The sequence below is a fragment of the Bacillus sp. JKS001846 genome (assembly GCF_900176455.1).
Classification (GTDB): Bacteria; Bacillota; Bacilli; order Bacillales; family Bacillaceae_G; genus Bacillus_A; species Bacillus_A cereus.
In genome coordinates this window covers 1,991,273-2,009,341 of the sequence record NZ_FWYG01000001.1, presented here as the reverse complement: position 1 = coordinate 2,009,341, position 18,069 = coordinate 1,991,273, and the positions used below count along the sequence as shown (strand labels likewise).

Here is an 18,069-nt window from a genome sequence, read left to right as displayed (position 1 = left end):
TTCATTGTTATAAAATAACCTTTCATAAACATGAAGAAATATATCACATATTTTTACAAATAATTGATTATTTACAGAATCTTTACACATTCTATACACTCACATTAAAATTCTCTTCACATATTTGATATGATGAATTGGAAGATAACAATAGAAAAGGTGAGTCATATTGGAACAAAATCAAACTGTAACTTTAAACATCTTATTAACAAGCGATATACATGGCACTGTTTATCCTATTCACTACCAAGATAACTCCCCAGCAGAACTTGGTTTAGCTAAAATTTCTACTCTTATAAAAAAAGAACGTTCCCAAAATACAAACGTTCTTTTAATTGATAATGGCGACTTTATTCAAGGAACACCATTTACTTATCATTATGTTACATACGAAAAAAACAAAAAAAACCCAATGTCGTTATTAGCGAATTACTTACAGTATGACGCTGCAATTATCGGCAATCATGAATTTAATTACGGGATGGATATATTAAATAATGCTGTGACTACTGCGAACTTCCCGTACCTATCAGCAAACATTTTAGATAAAAACATAAAGAAACCTTATTTCGGAAAACCTTATATAATCAAACAGATTGAATCCAATATAAAAATTGCTATTTTAGGGGTAACAACACATTACATACCAAATTGGGAACAGTCCCATCACATTAAAGATTTACTATTTGAAGATGCATTAAAGACTACAAAAGAATGGGTTTCTTATATTCGCGAACATGAGAAACCAGATTTACTAGTCGTAGCGTATCACGGGGGAGTTGAACGAGATTTACAAACCGGGGTACCGACTGAAGTGTTAACAGGAGAAAACCAAGGATATGCAATGTGCCATGAAATTGAAGGCATAGATATCTTATTAACAGGCCACCAACACCGGGAAATTTCTCACACAATGGCTAACGGTGTAACAATTTTACAGACCGGATGCAATGGACACTCAGTTGGAAAAGTAAAAGTAACATTCGAAAAAACGAAACATAAATGGGTGAAAAAAGAGAGTTCTTCTGAATTATTATCTGTACAAGGATTTGAGGCGGACCAAGATGTACTTTCATTGGTAGCCGATTACGAAAAGAAAACACAAAAGTGGCTTGATCAACCTATTGGAATCATTCAAGGGGACATGCAAATTTCAGATGCTATGCAAACTCGTTTGCATGATCATCCTTTTATAGAATTCATAAATAAAATACAGATGAATATAGCTAATGTATCAATTTCTTGTACAAGTTTGTTCCATAATACATCTCCAGGTTTCCCGGAACATGTAACAATGCGTGATATCGTTTCTAATTATATTTATCCAAACACATTAAAAGTAATTAAAATAACTGGAGCAGATATAAAAAATGCTCTTGAACTCTCTGCTTCTTATTTCACATTAAAAACAGATGGATCAATCACCATAAGTCCTACCTACATAGAACCAAAGCCACAACATTATAATTATGATATGTGGGAAGGGATTTCATACGTATTAAACATTTCAAAACCAATTGGTGAAAGAGTAGAATCTTTACAGCATAACAGTGCTCCTCTTAATATGAATGAAGAATATGACGTTGTAATGAATAATTATCGTGCAAGTGGCGGGGGAAATTTCTTTATGTTTCAAAACAAACCAGTAGTAAAAGATATACCCACAGATATGTCTGAACTTATCGCTAATTATATATTGGAACATAAAACGATAGAAGCAACAGTTAATAACAACTGGAAAGTTATTAAATAACGATTTTTACAAATAAAAAAGATGGGCTTCGCCCATCTTTTAATTTAATTTTGCATTATCTTGCTTTTTTAAAGCTTTTAATTTCGTCGGTGTAACATCTGTACCTTCTTCGTTAACAACTTTAATACCTTTAAGTTCGTTTAACATATTTTGACGAAATCCTTTTAAATATTGTTCACGTAGCGATTGACGCTCACGTTGCTCTTCTTCAGTTAAACCTTCAGCTTTTGCTTTTTTCGCTAAGAAGTTAATGCGTTCAACGAGTTCGTGATTAATCATCTCGAATCCCCCTTCTAATCAAAACTGATTATTATCATACAATAGTTACTCTTCTTTATCAAGCAATTGCTTCGTATACTCTACATATCTACGATGTACAGTCGCCTTTGAAACATTATGACCAAATCCACGTAATGTTGCTGCAATTTCTTCAAACGTGAGTTCACTTTTTCGCAAACGTACAATTTCCTCAATTGGCACTTCTTTTTTCTCTCTTCCTACACTTAAATGACGATTTTTTAAATTTTTTTCTGGACGATAACCTTTTTCTACTGCACGTTGCATACCTCGTTTAATTTTCATATTATGAATCTTTCTTTGATATTCTTCAACAATACCAATAATATCTAATACCATCGAATCAGAATCCGACAATTGTAATTCACCGTTATGTGTATGCGTATATACTTTTATGCCTTCTTTATGTAAACAATGCATTAACGCGATCTTCGCATTTCCTCTACCAAGACGCGTTTCATCTTGTATAAGTAACACATCAATTTGTTCGTCTCGAATTGTATCCAACACCTCTAATATACCGTCACGTTCAATTGTATATCCACTAGCCTGCTCTTCAATCACCTTAGTAACATTCATTTGATAGCGCTCAGCTAAATGCAATAATTCATCTTTTTGACGTAATAATGATGTTTCTTGTGCTTCTTTCGTTGTACTCACACGTGCATAAATAATTGCATTCATTTTGAACCCCTCTTTCTCCCTATTATTTCCCTATAGTGTAACATAAATCCGCCATTTGTTCGAACTTATGTTTGTAGAATGTTTTTTCACATGTTATACTTATTAATAAGAAAAATGAAAGAAAACGAGGTGTTAGAAAACATGGAAAAGTTAACGAAACGCCAGCAAGACATTCTCGACTTTATTAAGCTAAAAGTACAAGAAAAAGGATATCCACCTTCCGTACGTGAAATTGGTCAAGCAGTCGGCCTCGCTTCTAGTTCTACAGTGCACGGACATTTATCACGATTAGAAGAAAAAGGATACATTCGACGCGATCCAACAAAACCACGTGCCATTGAAATTTTAGGTGAAGACCGAATGGATACGGAAACACAATCTGTTATTCAAGTTCCAATTGTCGGAAAAGTTACTGCTGGTTTACCAATTACAGCGGTCGAAAGCGTAGAGGAACATTTCCCACTTCCAGCTAGTATTGTTGCTGGAGCAGACCAAGTGTTCATGTTACGTATTTCTGGAGATAGTATGATTGAAGCTGGTATTTTCGATGGAGATTTAGTTGTTGTTCGCCAACAACAGTCTGCATATAATGGTGAAATTGTAGTCGCTTTAACAGAAGATAATGAAGCAACTGTTAAACGTTTCTATAAAGAAAAAGACCATTTCCGTTTACAACCAGAAAATTCTTCATTAGAACCTATCATTTTAAAACAAGTGTCAGTTATCGGGAAAGTAATTGGCGTATATCGTGATTTACATTAAAAAATAATAAAAAGAAGATAATTACCTTATTTATATACGGTAATTATCTTCTTTTTTGTATTTTGATAGATTTCCATGCATTCTATTTCTTATTAACGAGTTTTAATCGTCACATCTCCAGCAGCCGTTTTACCACTAATCTTTTTACTACCATTTCCAATTGTTACGTTTTTATTTTCTTCATTAAAAATCGTTACATCTCCGGCAGCACTTTGCCCAGTAATTACCGCATCTTGTGGTTTTTCCGATAAAGTAATATCTATATCTCCCGCAGTTGAACTTGCTTCTAGATTATACTTAGAATCATGATCTTGAATATTTATTTCCCCACTTGTTGTTTTTGCGGTCACTTTCCCTAATACCTTCTTAAAATTCACCTCACCAGCTTTTGTCGATCCCTCCACATTCTTAGCCGTTATTTGTTTCAACTCTACTTCTCCAGCAAGTGTTCTAACACTTACGCTATCACTTTTCACATCACTCATCTCGATTTGTCCAGCAGATGAATTTACTTTTACATCTTGGTAAGAGCGTTCGGGCACAAGGAGAGTCAATTTAGACGTTTGAAACCTAAAATCGTAAAAAGAAAAATCAAATGAAGCACCTTTTTCTCTTTCCCCAATAACTTTTAATGTGTCACCATCTTCTGCGATACGAATCTCTTGTTTACGTACATCTCCTGATTGCTTGATATAAAAAGAAGAGTCAGGAGATTTTTGGACAATAATATCCCCGGCATCTAACTTAACTTCTATATTTTTTAATGTTTCGTTTTTAATTACATTTTCTTTATCGCCTTTTTTAGCAGTTTGTACTGCTTTTTCATATGTTTGGGAAATTCCTATTACTCCAATAATGATACAAGCAATAGCGATTAAAAATAGTTTTTTCATCATTTACTCTCCTTTTATCATTTTGAAGTTCCATATTACATATCGTACACACAATCTCTTAAACCACTTTGTACTATAAAAAGCGATAATACATAACAATAAACCTACTCCAACAAACGTTATACTAACGAAAAGATCCAACCATATAAAAGTACCCATAAATACTTTTCCAATAACGAAAAATGGTGTTACTACACTAGCAATACCACCGATCCAAAAAGAAAATATAAAAGCAATAATTGCGACTAACGGTCCTAACACAATAATAAAATTAAACAAACTAAGTCCAATCGCTGCCATAACAGCTCTTGTCACATTTGAAGTCGATGGATTTTTTTTCATTTCATCGAAGCGATACATCGCAAGTAATTCTTTCGCTATTACTTTCGGAGAACCAAGGCCTTGTATTATTTCTGATTCAGTTTTCCCCTCTTCTAGTCCAAACTGAAAGTGCTCTTCATAATCCAATAAAATATCTTGCCTCTCTTCCTCTGGTAACTTTCTAAGATAACTTGATAATTCTTTAAGAAACCCTTCTTTACTCATCCCATTCCACCCCTTCAATAATTTCTTGTACCCCTTTCGCAAAATCACACCATTCTGTTACTAACAAATGAAATTGCGTCTCCCCTTGCTCTGTTAATTGATAATATTTACGAGGTGGCCCTTCCGTAGATTCCTTTAAATACGTTTGAAAATACCCTTCTTTCGTCAAACGACGTAATAAAGGGTATACTGACCCTTCCGATATTAAAAATTTATTAGAAATTTGCTGAACAAGTTCATAACCGTAACTATCTTTACGTTTTACAAGTGCTAATACACAAAGTTCAAGCACACCTTTTTTAAACTGAACGTTCAAGTGCCATCCTCCTTTCCTATCTTAGTACTGTTCAATGCACAGTACCTATCTTATCCATAATATACCACTCGGTATTGTTTATTGCAAGGTACTAAGCTATATTTATTGCCTAAATTTAGAAAATAAACTGACGAATCCCTGAATAAGACTGTTTTATAACTAAGTATCATTACGTTAATACCATTGAGTAATGATTCGATTCACAAGCCACAAACTTACAACCTTGCAGATGAGGACGTAAAAATCATTGGTCGCGTCGTACAGGCAGTAAAAAATTATTAAGTTATAGCACAAGTAATTAAAAAAAGAGAAGATCGATTCTATCGAAAAAATTTTCTTAGTAAAATGATCCAAGGAAATCAAAAACAATCCAATAACTTCACTTAAAAAAGCTAAAAAAAGCCCTGATACCGTAGTATCAAGGCTTTTTCATTTCACAAATTATATAAAACTTACGTTTATCTGATAATGTTTTTCTATGATATCACTACTTGTTATTAATTCGTGGCTTTTATGTGGCTTTTTTTATTTTGCAAGCACATAAAAGTGTAATAATTGGGAATTAAAAAACCCTTGATACGAGTTGTATCAAGGGTTCAAGCCTCTTAGTATAGAGACATATATTGATCGCGTTCCCATTGGTGAACTTGTGTTCTAAATATATCCCACTCAATCTCTTTCGCTTCGATGAAGTGCTCAAGTAAGTGTTCTCCTAGTGCACCGCATACTACTTCATTAGATTGTAATGTAACTAATGCTTGCGCTAATGTTGCTGGTAAGTCAACGATACCCGCTTCTTCGCGCTCTTCTTTTGTCATTACATAGATGTTACGATCTACTGCTGCTGGTGGAGTTAATTTGTTTTTAATTCCATCAAGACCTGCAGCTAATAATGTAGCCATTACTAAATATGGGTTTGCAGCTGGGTCAACACTACGTACTTCTACGCGTGTACTAATACCACGAGATGCAGGGATACGTACTAACGGACTACGGTTTTGTGCAGACCATGCTACGTAACAAGGCGCTTCATATCCAGGCACTAGACGTTTGTATGAGTTTACAGTTGGGTTTGCTATCGCTGTAAATGCTGGTGCATGTTTTAAAATACCTGCGATGAAGTGACGAGCATCATCACTTAATTGTAAGTCACCGTTTGCATCAAAGAATACGTTCTCACCATTTTTAAATAATGATAAGTTACAGTGCATACCTGAACCGTTCACACCGTATAGTGGTTTTGGCATAAACGTTGCGTGTAAACCATGTTTACGAGCAATTGTTTTTACAACAAGTTTGAATGTTTGAATGTCATCACATGAGCGAATTGCATTTGCATATTTAAAGTCAATTTCGTGCTGCCCTGGAGCAACCTCATGGTGAGATGCTTCAATTTCAAATCCCATTTCTTCAAGTTCAAGAACGATATCACGACGACAGTTTTCCCCTAGATCCATCGGCGCAAGGTCGAAGTATCCACCGTTATCGTTTAGTTCTAATGTTGGATTTCCTTTTTCATCAACCTTAAATAGGAAGAATTCTGGCTCTGGTCCAAGATTGAAGTCTGAAAATCCTAAAGCTTCCATTTCTTTTAACACACGTTTTAAGTTGTTACGTGGGTCTCCATCAAATGGAGTGCCATCTGCATTGTAAATATCACAGATTAGTCGAGCTACTTTACCTTTTTCAGCTGTCCAAGGGAAAATTACCCAAGTGTCTAAATCAGGATATAAATACATATCAGATTCTTCAATACGTACGAAACCTTCAATCGAAGATCCATCAAACATCATTTTGTTATCAAGAGCTTTCGTTAATTGTCTCACTGGAATCTCTACGTTTTTAATTACCCCTAAAAGGTCCGTAAATTGTAAACGGATATACTTTACATTCTCTTCTTTCGCCAAACGGAAAATATCTTCTTTTGTGTATCTAGACATTATAAATTCCTCCTTAGTCCCTCTAATCGCCTTCAGAATCAGTTATCTTTAGTGAAAAAATCTTGAAATGTCACCTTGTCGCAATGAAGTTCGATTGAATCTACCTGTATGTTGTAGTTCATCTCGAAGTATTTTGCGAAGCTCAGTTTTTGAAATTTCTTTCGTTTCTTCTTTTACTTTCACTGCTTCTGTTTGATTTTCTTTCATTAGTAACACTTGTTTAATACCAGCCATATTCAAGCCTTGATCTAACAAATCTTTAATTTCTAACAACTTATCTACATCGTTAAATGAAAATAATCTACGATTCCCCTTTGTACGGGTTGGAGAAACAAGATTATGCTCTTCATAGTAGCGAATTTGACGTGCAGACAATTGTGTTAAATCCATAACAATACCAATAGGAAACAGCGGGGCAGAACGTCTATCTTCTTTCATTTTTCAGTTCCTCCTTCGCCTTAACTGCTTCTCATTTTATACTATGTTATGTTTAGTGTCAATAGATGTTAGATTTTCTTACATGATTTTTTATAATTTTTTTTATGAATTTTTTCATTCTTTTTCTAATCGCATAAATCATTACTTTTATACGAAAAAAGCTGCCGAAATCGACAGCTTCCCCTTAAGAAATTGTTAATAATTCTTTTTCAATTAATGCATCAATTGCAGAACAAATCGCAATCTTCACATGTGAATAAGTTAACCCACCTTGGACGTAAGCAACATAAGGCGGACGAATTGGACCATCAGCAGACAATTCAATACTTGCACCTTGAATAAATGTTCCCGCAGCCATAATTACATCATCTTCATAGCCTGGCATATAGTTTGCATACGGAGTAAAATGCGAATTAATTGGAGATGCATATTGAATCGCTTGGCAGAAGGCAATCATACGGTCTTTATCATCAAATTGAACAGATTGAATTAAGTCTGTTCTTGGTGCATTCCACGCTGGTGACGTGTTCATTCCTAACTTTTCTAAAAACGCAGCTGTAAAAATTGCACCTTTCAGCGCTTGTCCTGCAACATGTGGCGCTAAGAAGAACCCTTGATACATTTCTTGCAGACTGTATAAAGACGCTCCAGCTTCCGCGCCAATTCCCGGAGATGTTAAACGATATGCACACGCTTCAACATACTGTTCTTTCCCGACAATATAACCACCAGTTTTAACAATTCCGCCGCCCGGGTTTTTAATAAGCGAACCCGCCATTAAATCTGCACCAACATGACATGGCTCTTGCTCTTCAATAAACTCGCCATAACAGTTATCTACAAACACAACAACATCAGGTTTAATTTCTTTAACAAACGCGATCATCTCTTTAATTTGAGAAATAGTAAACGATGGACGAGTAGCATAACCTTTCGAGCGCTGAATACCGATCATTTTCGTATTATTATGAATCGCTGCTGCAACAGCCTCAAAATCAACAAGCCCAGCTTCAGTTAGCGGAACTGCATTGTAACCGATATTATATTCTTTAAATGAACCTACACCTTTCCCACGCACACCAACAATTTCCTCTAACGTATCATACGGTTTCCCAGTGATATACAATAACTCATCTCCCGGGCGTAAAATACCAAATAACGCTGTAGAGATAGCGTGAGTACCTGAAATAATTTGCGGACGAACAAGTCCAGCTTCCGCCCCAAATACATCAGCATACACTTTTTCTAACGTATCACGGCCAATATCATCATAACCATAACCTGTTGTCGGGATAAAATGCGAGTCACTAATTTTATGTTTACGAAAACTTTCTAATACACGAAACTGATTGCTTTCAATTACTTCATCCGCACGTTTATGTACTTCTGTAATCTGACTCTCTACTTCTTTTACGATTGGAGCAATTTTTTCTCCATTTTTCAAACGATCAAACATTTTTATTTTCTCCTTCTTCCACTAAAAATCTCTTTAATTGCACATTAAGCGATGAATGAGTAAAAATATACCCTGCACAATCATATACAAATTTATCTTCTAGAAACTCCATCTTTGCTAATAGAGTTTCCGTCTTTAAAAGCGTTAACAACTTACCTTCACTCGGAGGGATTTCCACTCGATAACGATCCATTTCTTTCTTCATCTTCGTTTCTATCGCTTCTTTTATACGCAATAAATCACTTTCTTCAAAAGCACTAGTCATTAAGAAATCACTTTTCGGAAACGGAATAAAGTTTTGATGTAATTCATCTTTTTTATTATATAACGTAATAACAGGAATATGGTTAATTTCAAGTTCTGATAATAATCTTTTTACTGTTTTTTCATGCCCTATGTAGTTAGGATCCGCGGAATCAACTACATGTAAAATGACATCTGCTTCCCCCGCTTCTTCCAGTGTTGAACGAAAAGCAGCGATTAATGAAGTAGGTAAATCTTGTATAAAACCAACAGTATCAGTTAGTAATACTGTATAACCAGAAGGTAACGGCATCTTCCTTGTCGTTGGGTCTAATGTTGCAAACAGAAGGTTTTCTTCAAACGTATCAGCTTCCGTTAATCTATTAAACAGTGTCGATTTCCCTGCATTTGTATACCCTATTAATGACACTTGAAATACTTTATTATCTTTTCTTCTCTCACGATATCTTTTTCGATGTTCCACAACAACTGCAAGTTGTTTCTTTATTTCATCAATACGCGATCGAATATGACGACGATCCGTCTCTAATTTCGTCTCACCCGGTCCTCTTGTTCCAATACCACCACCAAGACGCGATAAGGACAATCCTTGCCCCATAAGACGCGGCATTGTATATTGCAACTGAGCTAATTCTACTTGAAGCTTACCTTCCCTCGACTTCGCACGTTGCGCAAAAATATCCAGTATTAGTTGCGTTCGATCAATTACTCTCGCATCTAATACTGAGGATAAATTCCGAATTTGACTCGGCGTTAATTCATTATTAAATACAATAACATCCGGCTCTAACTCTTCAGTTAACATTGTAAGCTCTTCTAATTTCCCTTTACCTATGTAAGTTGCCGGATGAAACTTTGGTCGTTTTTGCGTTGTTGACACTAACAATTCTGCTCGTGCAGTCTTCGCTAGTGATGCAAGCTCTTTCATGGAATGCATAAATTTTTCATCATCATCTTGTGGCAATTGACAGCCTACTAATATGACTTTTTCTTTTTCTTCCATCAAATATGTTCACTCATCCTTTTCGAAATTTAAACCTTCTAATATAATAGCAGAGGAAGCACATTTCATCTAGTTAGCGGGGGAGAAAATTCATGGCATGGGAGATTTTTAGCATCATAGGCACAATCGCTTTCGCACTAAGCGGAGCCATTGTTGCAATGGAAGAGGATTATGATATTTTCGGGGTGTATATTTTAGGAATGGCAACCGCATTTGGGGGAGGTGCCCTTCGTAATTTATTAATCGGTTATCCGATTGTCGCGTTTTGGCAACAAGACATGTTATTCCAAATCGCACTTTTATCAATGACTATTATTTTTCTTTTTCCAAATAAGTTAATTAGACATTGGAAAAAGTGGGAAAATATCACTGACGCTATCGGCTTATCGGCATTTGCTGTACAAGGAGCATTATATGCCCAAAAATTAAATTTACCAATTAGCGCCACAATTGTAGCAGCTGTTTTAACTGGTATCGGCGGCGGTATCATTCGCGATCTTTTAGCCCGCAGAAAACCTCTCGTTCTTCGAGCTGAAGTATATGCCTTTTGGACAATTTTAGCAGGTTTCTTAATTGGAGCTCAAATTATTGTTAGCGATTGGGCTCTTTACATTCTATTCATTTTAATTGTTTGCTTCCGCATGGTTTCTATTCATTACAAATGGCATTTACCGCACAGACGTATCGAAACGAAAGAACGTTCAATGCATAAATAGCAATCTAACCTCTTTACATATCGTAAAGAGGTTTTTCTTTTCTAACGATTTTTTCTTTATATAATGTTTATACTAATTTTTAAAGTGAGGTGAATACAAATGACAAACCACGTTAATAAAGGAGCTCAAAAAAGCTCAGTAAATCAATTTGGACACGATCCTAATTCAGCACACGAAAAGAGCGCTAAAATGGAACACTTCCATAAAACACACCAAGAAAAAGCAAAAAAAGAGTAAACGAACTTATACACAAAAATTGACGCACAGTTTATGTACTGTGCGTCTCCTCTTCGAGCATCAAATCCATACTCGATATTCCAATTAAATCATTTTTATCATACGCATCTTCTTGCAACAACCGCATCGCCTGTGTACGAATTGATTTTTCAACAATATTCCGTACATATCGCCCATTACTAAACGATGTAATTTGCGACGAATACTTCACCGCATGTAAATGATCCCTAAATTTCCATTCAGCTTCTTTTGATAACTGATATTCACGATCTTCATACATTCTCTTCCCAATTTCCAATAGCTGATTTACCGAGTAATCCGCAAACTCAATAATAAATGGAAAACGAGATTGAAGCCCTGGATTTAATGAAAGAAAGTGATTCATCTCTCTTGAATATCCAGCTAAAATCAATACAAAACCATGTTGTTTATCTTCCATATGTTTTACAAGCGTATCAATTGCTTCTTTTCCAAAGTCCTTCTCTCCTCCTCGAGCTAAAGAATACGCCTCATCAATAAACAAAATACCTCCCATTGCTTTTTTTATTAAATCTCTTGTTTTTTGGGCTGTATGGCCGATGTACTCTCCTACAAGATCAGCACGTTCAGCTTCAACCAAGTGGCCTTTCGATAGAATATTCATCTCAAACAGCAATTTTCCTATCATTCTAGCAACAGTTGTCTTCCCTGTACCTGGATTCCCTTTAAACAGCATATGAAGTACTTGCTTCTCTGACTTCAATCCCTTTTCTTGTCTTTTTTTATTCACATAAATCCAAGCATATATTTCTTTTATTATCTTTTTTATATCCTCCATCCCAACAAGCTTCCCCATCTCTTCTTCAATTCTCTGCAGCATTTCATGTTTAATTGCAGTTTCATTTGAAATTACCGTTTTATTTTCTGCGGCTGGCAAAGAAATTTTCTTTCGATGGTTTAACACAATATTAATTTGATTGTTGTTTTTCTTTCGCATCGATTGTTCCATACAATCACCTCATTTTATCCACTCACCAAATATTATTATTCCTGTCCCCCTTGTAAATGCCTATTTTCAGAAAAGTTTGCTATAATATAAGAAATAATTAAGGTGGTGGGACTATGGAGACAACGGAATTCCATGATACAATACAAGCCTTTTCTATTTTTTTATTGAATAAAGGCCGAAAACCCTCAACTATTAAACGTTATGTTTATGACATTGAAGACTTCGGACATTGGTTAGAAAAAAACAAAAAGCTCCCTTCCAGTAATATATGGGCTACACTTTGTACAAAAGACTACGAAGATTACTTTTCCGATTTAAAAACGAATCGACATTACTCAGAAAAAACGATGCATCGTGTATTTATTGTACTAAATAGAATGCATCATTTTCTAAACATTCCTAATCCATTGAAGAATATGGAAATATCTATTCAACCAGACCGTACACTTCGTAACGAAGATTTCATTTCACCTGATGAAGAAAAAAGGTTAAAGTATATAGTCACTTCATTAGAAGGACTTTCAGAAAAACAACTTCCTGTGCGCCCCTTATTAATGGATCGCAATATTGCTATTTTAAATCTATTGATTGACTACGGTTTATCCTTACAGGAACTTACAGCATTAACAATGCATCACGTTCACTTTGAAACTAATACATTATCAATCCCAGCAACCGCAGGTGTAGAAAGAACAATTACATTAGCAAAAGAAGACAAAAAACAACTATATAATTATTACAAAAGCATCCCAGAACCAGTTCGTCCTAAATACCATAGTGATGATCCATTATTTGTCGCATTCGATTTTAACCGTGGAACATACAGGTGGGTATATGAAAATGATGCACCAAAGGCATTAACGGAAATTGCTATACAAAAAATGATTCGCCTCGAAGTGGCTAGAGCCAATTTACGTAAAGGAATTTCAGGACAACATTTTCGTAACACCTATATTTTAAACTTAATAAAAAAAGAAACTCCTGAATCAGAAATTATAAAACTCGCTGGATTCAAATCAAAAATTTCCTTAAAGCGATATTATCAATACGCAGAAAATAGAAAAAACGCCTTATTGTAAGGCGTTTTTTCTATTTTTTCTTTAAACAAACGATTTTACTATGACCATTTAACTAATTTCTGCATCTACTATGATGAGTTTCGTTCACATTTTCGTGAGAAAGGAGAGATTTAATGTCTCGTTATAACGACAATCAAAACAAATTCTCCAAACCATGCTTTCCAAGTAGCGCCGGACGAATCCCGAATACTCCATCAATCCCAATTACTAAAGCTCAACTTAGAACATTTCGTGCGATTATTATTGATTTAACAAAAATAATCCCAAAACTTTTCGCAAATCCATCTCCCCAAAATATTGAAGACCTAATCGATACATTGAACCTACTGAGTAAATTTATTTGTTCACTAGACGCTACTTCCTCCCTGAAAGCACAAGGGTTAGCTATTATTAAAAACTTAATAACTATATTAAGAAATCCAACCTTTGTAGCAAGCGCTGTATTTATTGAGCTTCAAAATCTCATTAACTATTTACTATACATTACAAAATTATTCCGAATTGACCCTTGCACACTTCAAGAGCTCCTTAAATTAATAGCAGCATTACAAACTGCTCTAGTTAATTCTGCTTCGTTCATTCAAGGACCTACCGGACCTACTGGACCAGCAGGCGCTACTGGTGCCACTGGGCCTCGAGGTAACACGGGCGCTACCGGCGCTACTGGGCCTCGAGGTAACACGGGCGCTACCGGCGCTACTGGGCCTCGAGGTAACACGGGCGCTACTGGCGCTACCGGTGCCACTGGACCTCGAGGTAACACGGGCGCTACTGGCGCTACTGGACCTCAAGGTAACACGGGCGCTACTGGTGCCACTGGACCTCAAGGTAACACGGGCGCTACTGGCGCTACCGGTGCCACTGGGCCTCGAGGTAACACGGGCGCCACTGGTGCCACTGGACCTCAAGGTAACACGGGCGCTACTGGCGCTACCGGTGCCACTGGGCCTCAAGGTAACACAGGCGCTACTGGCGCTACTGGGCCTCGAGGTAATACTGGCGCTACTGGCGCTACCGGTGCCACTGGGCCTCGAGGTAACACGGGCGCTACTGGCGCTACCGGTGCCACTGGGCCTCGAGGTAACACGGGCGCTACTGGACCTCAAGGCGCTCAAGGTAACACAGGTGCTACTGGCGCTACTGGACCTCAAGGCGCTCAAGGTAACACAGGTGCTACTGGTGCTACTGGACCTCAAGGCGCTCAAGGTAACACAGGTGCTACTGGTGCCACTGGACCTCAAGGTGTTCAAGGTAACACAGGCGCTACCGGCGCTACTGGTGCTACTGGACCTCAAGGTGTTCAAGGTAACACAGGTGCTACTGGTGCCACTGGACCTCAAGGCGCTCAAGGTAACACAGGTGCTACTGGTGCTACTGGTGCCACTGGACCTCAAGGTGTTCAAGGTAACACAGGCGCTACCGGCGCTACTGGTGCTACTGGACCTCAAGGTGTTCAAGGTAACACAGGTGCTACTGGTGCCACTGGACCTCAAGGTGCTCAAGGTAACACGGGTGCTACTGGTGCCACTGGACCTCAAGGTGCTCAAGGTAACACGGGTGCTACTGGCGCTACTGGTGCCACTGGACCTCAAGGTGTTCAAGGTAACACAGGCGCTACCGGCGCTACTGGTGCTACTGGACCTCAAGGTGTTCAAGGTAACACAGGCGCTACCGGTGCCACTGGACCTCAAGGTGTTCAAGGTAACACAGGTGCTACTGGCGCTACTGGACCTCAAGGCGCTCAAGGTAACACAGGTGCTACTGGTGCTACTGGACCTCAAGGTGTTCAAGGTAACACAGGTGCTACTGGTGCCACTGGACCTCAAGGTGTTCAAGGTAACACAGGTGCTACTGGTGCCACTGGACCTCAAGGTGTTCAAGGTAACACAGGCGCTACCGGCGCTACTGGTGCCACTGGACCTCAAGGTGTTCAAGGTAACACAGGCGCTACCGGCGCTACTGGTGCTACTGGACCTCAAGGTGTTCAAGGTAACACAGGTGCTACTGGCGCTACTGGACCTCAAGGCGCTCAAGGTAACACAGGTGCTACTGGTGCTACTGGACCTCAAGGTGTTCAAGGTAACACGGGTGCTACTGGTGCTACTGGACCTCAAGGTGTTCAAGGTAACACAGGCGCTACCGGTGCCACTGGACCTCAAGGTGTTCAAGGTAACACGGGTGCTACTGGCGCTACTGGTGCTACTGGACCTCAAGGTGCTCAAGGTAACACGGGTGCTACTGGCGCTACTGGTGCCACTGGACCTCAAGGTGTTCAAGGTAACACAGGCGCTACCGGCGCTACTGGTGCCACTGGACCTCAAGGTGTTCAAGGTAACACGGGTGCTACTGGCGCTACTGGTGCTACTGGACCTCAAGGTGCTCAAGGTAACACGGGTGCTACTGGCGCTACTGGTGCCACTGGACCTCAAGGTGTTCAAGGTAACACAGGCGCTACCGGGCCTCAAGGCATTCAAGGACCAACGGGTGCTACCGGCGCTACTGGCATAGGAGTTACTGGACCTACTGGACCTTCTGGTGGACCTACCGGACCTACTGGGCCTACTGGACCTAGCTTCCCTATAGCAACAATTGTTGTAACAAACAATATTCAGCAAACAGTACTGCAATTTAATAATTTTATTTTTAGTACTGCAATTAACGTAAACAATATTATCTTCAACGGCACAGATACAGTTACTGTTATTAACGGTGGTATTTATGTAATTAGCGTATCCATTTCTACAACTGCGCCAGGATGCGCTCCACTCGGAGTAGGAATTTCAATTAATGGAGCAGTCGCAACTGATAATTTCTCTTCAAATTTAATAGGCGACTCACTTTCATTTACTACAATAGAAACATTAGCAGCTGGTGCAAGAATCTCTGTCCAATCTACACTTAATGAGATTACGATCCCTGCAACAGGAAATACTAACATCCGCCTTACTGTATTTAGAATCGCTTAAATTTCACTATATATTGTTTATGACAAATAAAAAAAGAGCGAGGAAACTCGCTCTTTTTTGTTATGTACAATAATTCATTACTATTCTAATTCAATTGAAACATTTTTTTGTGGTACAAATGTAGAAATTGCATGTTTATAAATAAGCTGTTGCTTACCTTCTGTTTCCAGCAGGACTGTAAAATTATCAAATCCTTTAATTAGTCCACGAAGCTGGAAACCATTTAATAAGTACAGCGTAACAAACGTATTTTCTTTACGGAGTTGATTTAAAAACTGATCTTGAATATTGATTGATTGCTTCATGTCGAATCCTCCTCTTTTTCTCTACTTACTATTATTCGACTTTACTTGTAACTTTCCTTCTATGTATCGTAAAATTTCTGACGTTTTTTCACCGTTTGTAACATCAAACCACGTGACATCCATTTTATTACGGAACCACGTTAATTGACGCTTTGCATAACGACGCGAATTCGTCTTTAATTGTGATACCGCATCTTCTAAAGAAACTCGATTCTCAAAATAATCATAGATTTCTTTATATCCAATCGCTTGAATAGATTGACAATCTCGTATCCCTCTATTATACAGCCCTTCTACTTCCTCTAATAGGCCTTGTTCCATCATCAAATCCACTCGTAAGTTAATGCGATCGTATAGCATTTCTCGATCCATTGTCAAGCCAATTAATGAAACATCATAGAGTAACTCTTTTTCTTGTTTCTCAATTTGTTCACTCATTTTTTCACCCGACGTGTGGAAAATTTCTAACGCCCGAATGACACGTCGTACATTATTTGCGTGAATACGCTCCGCACTTTCTGGATCTACTTCTTGCAATTTTTTATGTACATATTCCACACCGCGTTCTAAAGCTAACTTTTCCATTTGCTCTCGGTATATCACATCACCAGCATCATCTGTAAACTGATAATCGAATAAAACAGATTGTATATAAAGACCGGTCCCACCAACTATAATTGGTAATTTACCACGTTCTGTAATTTCTCGAATATGCTTGCGAACACGTTCTTGAAATTCCGCGACAGAAAATGAATCTTCCGGATTTTTTATATCGATCATATAATGTGGAATTCCGTCCATCTCTGCTTTTGTTACCTTTGCAGTTCCAATATCCATCGTTCGATAGATCTGCATGGAATCACCACTAATAATTTCACCGTTCAACGCTTTGGCAAGATCGATACTTAACTTCGTCTTTCCAACAGCAGTTGGTCCAATGATGACAGCAACTTTTTCACGTTGCACTTCTCCCATATCATTCAACTCTCTTTATGTAATATACTCCATCTATTGATTATACCCAATCTTACCAATTTTAACGGCATGATTGCAAGTTCTTTCATTTCGGTACATGAAATTACACAGAAAAAAGAACATAGTTTGTCCAATTCTGCATATACATGATAAAAATAGTTTCGAGAGGATGAGTTAACTATGAAACAATCCACCATCAATTTTTCATCTTTGACAAAAGACCTCATTTTAGCTACTTCTATAAAAGAACAAAATTGTTCACAAGAGGAATTATACTTCGCCCTAAATTGTTTACTACGGGCTTTTCATTCTACCCTCCATGAAACAACATTACATCCAGAAAATAAAAATACAGAATATATACAAACGCAATTTTGCAGTGCATATAAAATTATTACAGGTAAAACTATTTATCCATTTCAATAATCCATAAAAAGCGGCTGCTTACATA

At 37.6% G+C, this 18,069-nt stretch carries 19 protein-coding genes and 1 pseudogene; 8 read left to right on the top strand and 12 right to left on the bottom strand.

The annotated features are described in order from the left end of the window. The first annotated feature begins 169 nt into the window (after positions 1-169). The gene (locus B9A45_RS10940; RefSeq protein WP_000437446.1) at positions 170-1,753 is read left to right on the top strand and encodes a bifunctional metallophosphatase/5'-nucleotidase; all 1,584 of its coding nucleotides are present in this window, start codon (positions 170-172) and stop codon (positions 1,751-1,753) included. Positions 1,754-1,792: 39 nt separating this feature from the next. Here B9A45_RS10940 and B9A45_RS10935 read toward each other — a convergent pair whose 3' ends face one another. Further along, a complete protein-coding gene (locus B9A45_RS10935; protein ID WP_000607015.1) occupies positions 1,793-2,032 on the bottom strand; it encodes a DUF896 domain-containing protein in 240 nt (79 codons plus the stop codon). Between the two features lie 45 nt (positions 2,033-2,077). After that, positions 2,078-2,734 (bottom strand): YneB family resolvase-like protein, encoded by a 657-nt coding sequence (locus B9A45_RS10930; RefSeq protein WP_000991472.1) that lies wholly within the window; start codon positions 2,732-2,734, stop codon positions 2,078-2,080. A 141-nt stretch (positions 2,735-2,875) separates the two neighbouring features. On the opposite strand from B9A45_RS10930, the gene lexA reads away from it, so the two are divergent. Next, positions 2,876-3,496 (top strand): transcriptional repressor LexA, encoded by a 621-nt coding sequence (lexA, locus tag B9A45_RS10925; RefSeq protein ID WP_000413738.1) that lies wholly within the window; start codon positions 2,876-2,878, stop codon positions 3,494-3,496. A 92-nt stretch (positions 3,497-3,588) separates the two neighbouring features. Here lexA and B9A45_RS10920 read toward each other — a convergent pair whose 3' ends face one another. From B9A45_RS10920 to B9A45_RS10910, 3 genes are read right to left on the bottom strand one after another with little or no spacing between them, the layout of a single operon-like run. Continuing rightward, complete coding sequence (locus B9A45_RS10920) at positions 3,589-4,392, bottom strand: DUF4097 family beta strand repeat-containing protein (protein ID WP_000976240.1); 804 nt, start codon at positions 4,390-4,392, stop codon at positions 3,589-3,591. Beyond that, positions 4,393-4,935, bottom strand: a complete 543-nt coding sequence (locus B9A45_RS10915) for a DUF1700 domain-containing protein (RefSeq protein ID WP_000031383.1) — start codon at positions 4,933-4,935, stop codon at positions 4,393-4,395. After that, complete coding sequence (locus B9A45_RS10910) at positions 4,928-5,251, bottom strand: PadR family transcriptional regulator (protein ID WP_001102627.1); 324 nt, start codon at positions 5,249-5,251, stop codon at positions 4,928-4,930. Before B9A45_RS10910 ends, B9A45_RS10915 begins: the two co-directional genes overlap by 8 nt. 162 nt (positions 5,252-5,413) lie before the next feature. Here B9A45_RS10910 and B9A45_RS10905 point away from each other — a divergent pair. Then, positions 5,414-5,533: pseudogene (locus tag B9A45_RS10905) on the top strand (LexA family transcriptional regulator); the annotation flags it as partial. 323 nt (positions 5,534-5,856) lie between these two features. Here B9A45_RS10905 and glnA read toward each other — a convergent pair. The 4 genes from glnA to hflX all read right to left on the bottom strand — a co-directional run bounded on the left by glnA (position 5,857) and on the right by hflX (position 10,352). Continuing rightward, a complete protein-coding gene (gene glnA / locus B9A45_RS10900) occupies positions 5,857-7,191 on the bottom strand; it encodes a type I glutamate--ammonia ligase (RefSeq protein ID WP_000092763.1) in 1,335 nt (444 codons plus the stop codon). A 48-nt stretch (positions 7,192-7,239) separates the two neighbouring features. Then, positions 7,240-7,629, bottom strand: coding sequence for a transcriptional repressor GlnR (glnR, locus tag B9A45_RS10895; protein ID WP_000656783.1), 390 nt, complete (start codon positions 7,627-7,629; stop codon positions 7,240-7,242). A gap of 184 nt (positions 7,630-7,813) precedes the next feature. After that, entirely contained in the window at positions 7,814-9,085 is a 1,272-nt protein-coding gene (locus B9A45_RS10890; RefSeq protein ID WP_000460289.1) for a methionine gamma-lyase family protein, read from the bottom strand. Then, a complete protein-coding gene (gene hflX, locus B9A45_RS10885) occupies positions 9,078-10,352 on the bottom strand; it encodes a GTPase HflX (RefSeq protein ID WP_000391395.1) in 1,275 nt (424 codons plus the stop codon). Before hflX ends, B9A45_RS10890 begins: the two co-directional genes overlap by 8 nt. Positions 10,353-10,444: 92 nt before the next feature. On the opposite strand from hflX, the gene B9A45_RS10880 reads away from it, so the two are divergent. Then, a complete protein-coding gene (locus B9A45_RS10880; RefSeq protein ID WP_000312267.1) occupies positions 10,445-11,068 on the top strand; it encodes a trimeric intracellular cation channel family protein in 624 nt (207 codons plus the stop codon). A gap of 99 nt (positions 11,069-11,167) precedes the next feature. Further along, positions 11,168-11,305 carry a hypothetical protein gene (locus tag B9A45_RS32145; RefSeq protein WP_000181501.1) on the top strand — a complete coding sequence of 46 codons (138 nt, stop codon included), beginning with the start codon at positions 11,168-11,170 and terminating at the stop codon, positions 11,303-11,305. Positions 11,306-11,336: 31 nt separating this feature from the next. Here B9A45_RS32145 and spoVK read toward each other — a convergent pair whose 3' ends face one another. Further along, positions 11,337-12,293 (bottom strand): stage V sporulation protein K, encoded by a 957-nt coding sequence (gene spoVK / locus B9A45_RS10875; protein WP_000438175.1) that lies wholly within the window; start codon positions 12,291-12,293, stop codon positions 11,337-11,339. Positions 12,294-12,406: 113 nt separating this feature from the next. On the opposite strand from spoVK, the gene B9A45_RS10870 reads away from it, so the two are divergent. Together B9A45_RS10870 and B9A45_RS10865 are read left to right on the top strand one after the other, a co-directional pair. After that, entirely contained in the window at positions 12,407-13,372 is a 966-nt protein-coding gene (locus B9A45_RS10870; protein ID WP_000450319.1) for a tyrosine-type recombinase/integrase, read from the top strand. Between the two features lie 113 nt (positions 13,373-13,485). Then, entirely contained in the window at positions 13,486-16,338 is a 2,853-nt protein-coding gene (locus B9A45_RS10865; RefSeq protein ID WP_084064026.1) for a Gly-Xaa-Xaa repeat protein, read from the top strand. Positions 16,339-16,418: 80 nt separating this feature from the next. On the opposite strand, the gene hfq is transcribed toward B9A45_RS10865, so the two are convergent. Then, the gene (gene hfq, locus B9A45_RS10860; RefSeq protein ID WP_000813896.1) at positions 16,419-16,643 is read right to left on the bottom strand and encodes an RNA chaperone Hfq; all 225 of its coding nucleotides are present in this window, start codon (positions 16,641-16,643) and stop codon (positions 16,419-16,421) included. A 21-nt stretch (positions 16,644-16,664) separates the two neighbouring features. Next, positions 16,665-17,618, bottom strand: coding sequence for a tRNA (adenosine(37)-N6)-dimethylallyltransferase MiaA (gene miaA / locus B9A45_RS10855; RefSeq protein WP_000504928.1), 954 nt, complete (start codon positions 17,616-17,618; stop codon positions 16,665-16,667). Between the two features lie 180 nt (positions 17,619-17,798). Here miaA and B9A45_RS10850 point away from each other — a divergent pair, with 180 nt between their 5' ends. Beyond that, positions 17,799-18,044: a hypothetical protein gene (locus tag B9A45_RS10850; RefSeq protein WP_000814426.1), complete on the top strand. Its 246-nt coding sequence runs from the start codon at positions 17,799-17,801 to the stop codon at positions 18,042-18,044. Positions 18,045-18,069 lie beyond the last annotated feature (25 nt).

Bases quoted from the DNA above. Each gene is read 5' to 3' on its own strand.
- B9A45_RS10935 (WP_000607015.1), bottom strand. From the start codon at position 2,032: ATGATTAATCACGAACTCGTTGAACGCATTAACTTCTTAGCGAAAAAA.
- B9A45_RS10930 (WP_000991472.1), bottom strand. From the start codon at position 2,734: ATGAATGCAATTATTTATGCACGTGTGAGTACAACGAAAGAAGCACAA.
- lexA (WP_000413738.1), top strand. From the start codon at position 2,876: ATGGAAAAGTTAACGAAACGCCAGCAAGACATTCTCGACTTTATTAAG.
- B9A45_RS10920 (WP_000976240.1), bottom strand. From the start codon at position 4,392: ATGATGAAAAAACTATTTTTAATCGCTATTGCTTGTATCATTATTGGA.
- B9A45_RS10915 (WP_000031383.1), bottom strand. From the start codon at position 4,935: ATGAGTAAAGAAGGGTTTCTTAAAGAATTATCAAGTTATCTTAGAAAG.
- glnA (WP_000092763.1), bottom strand. From the start codon at position 7,191: ATGTCTAGATACACAAAAGAAGATATTTTCCGTTTGGCGAAAGAAGAG.
- glnR (WP_000656783.1), bottom strand. From the start codon at position 7,629: ATGAAAGAAGATAGACGTTCTGCCCCGCTGTTTCCTATTGGTATTGTT.
- B9A45_RS10890 (WP_000460289.1), bottom strand. From the start codon at position 9,085: ATGTTTGATCGTTTGAAAAATGGAGAAAAAATTGCTCCAATCGTAAAA.
- hflX (WP_000391395.1), bottom strand. From the start codon at position 10,352: ATGGAAGAAAAAGAAAAAGTCATATTAGTAGGCTGTCAATTGCCACAA.
- B9A45_RS10880 (WP_000312267.1), top strand. From the start codon at position 10,445: ATGGCATGGGAGATTTTTAGCATCATAGGCACAATCGCTTTCGCACTA.
- B9A45_RS32145 (WP_000181501.1), top strand. From the start codon at position 11,168: ATGACAAACCACGTTAATAAAGGAGCTCAAAAAAGCTCAGTAAATCAA.
- spoVK (WP_000438175.1), bottom strand. From the start codon at position 12,293: ATGGAACAATCGATGCGAAAGAAAAACAACAATCAAATTAATATTGTG.
- B9A45_RS10870 (WP_000450319.1), top strand. From the start codon at position 12,407: ATGGAGACAACGGAATTCCATGATACAATACAAGCCTTTTCTATTTTT.
- B9A45_RS10865 (WP_084064026.1), top strand. From the start codon at position 13,486: ATGTCTCGTTATAACGACAATCAAAACAAATTCTCCAAACCATGCTTT.
- hfq (WP_000813896.1), bottom strand. From the start codon at position 16,643: ATGAAGCAATCAATCAATATTCAAGATCAGTTTTTAAATCAACTCCGT.
- miaA (WP_000504928.1), bottom strand. From the start codon at position 17,618: ATGGGAGAAGTGCAACGTGAAAAAGTTGCTGTCATCATTGGACCAACT.
- B9A45_RS10850 (WP_000814426.1), top strand. From the start codon at position 17,799: ATGAAACAATCCACCATCAATTTTTCATCTTTGACAAAAGACCTCATT.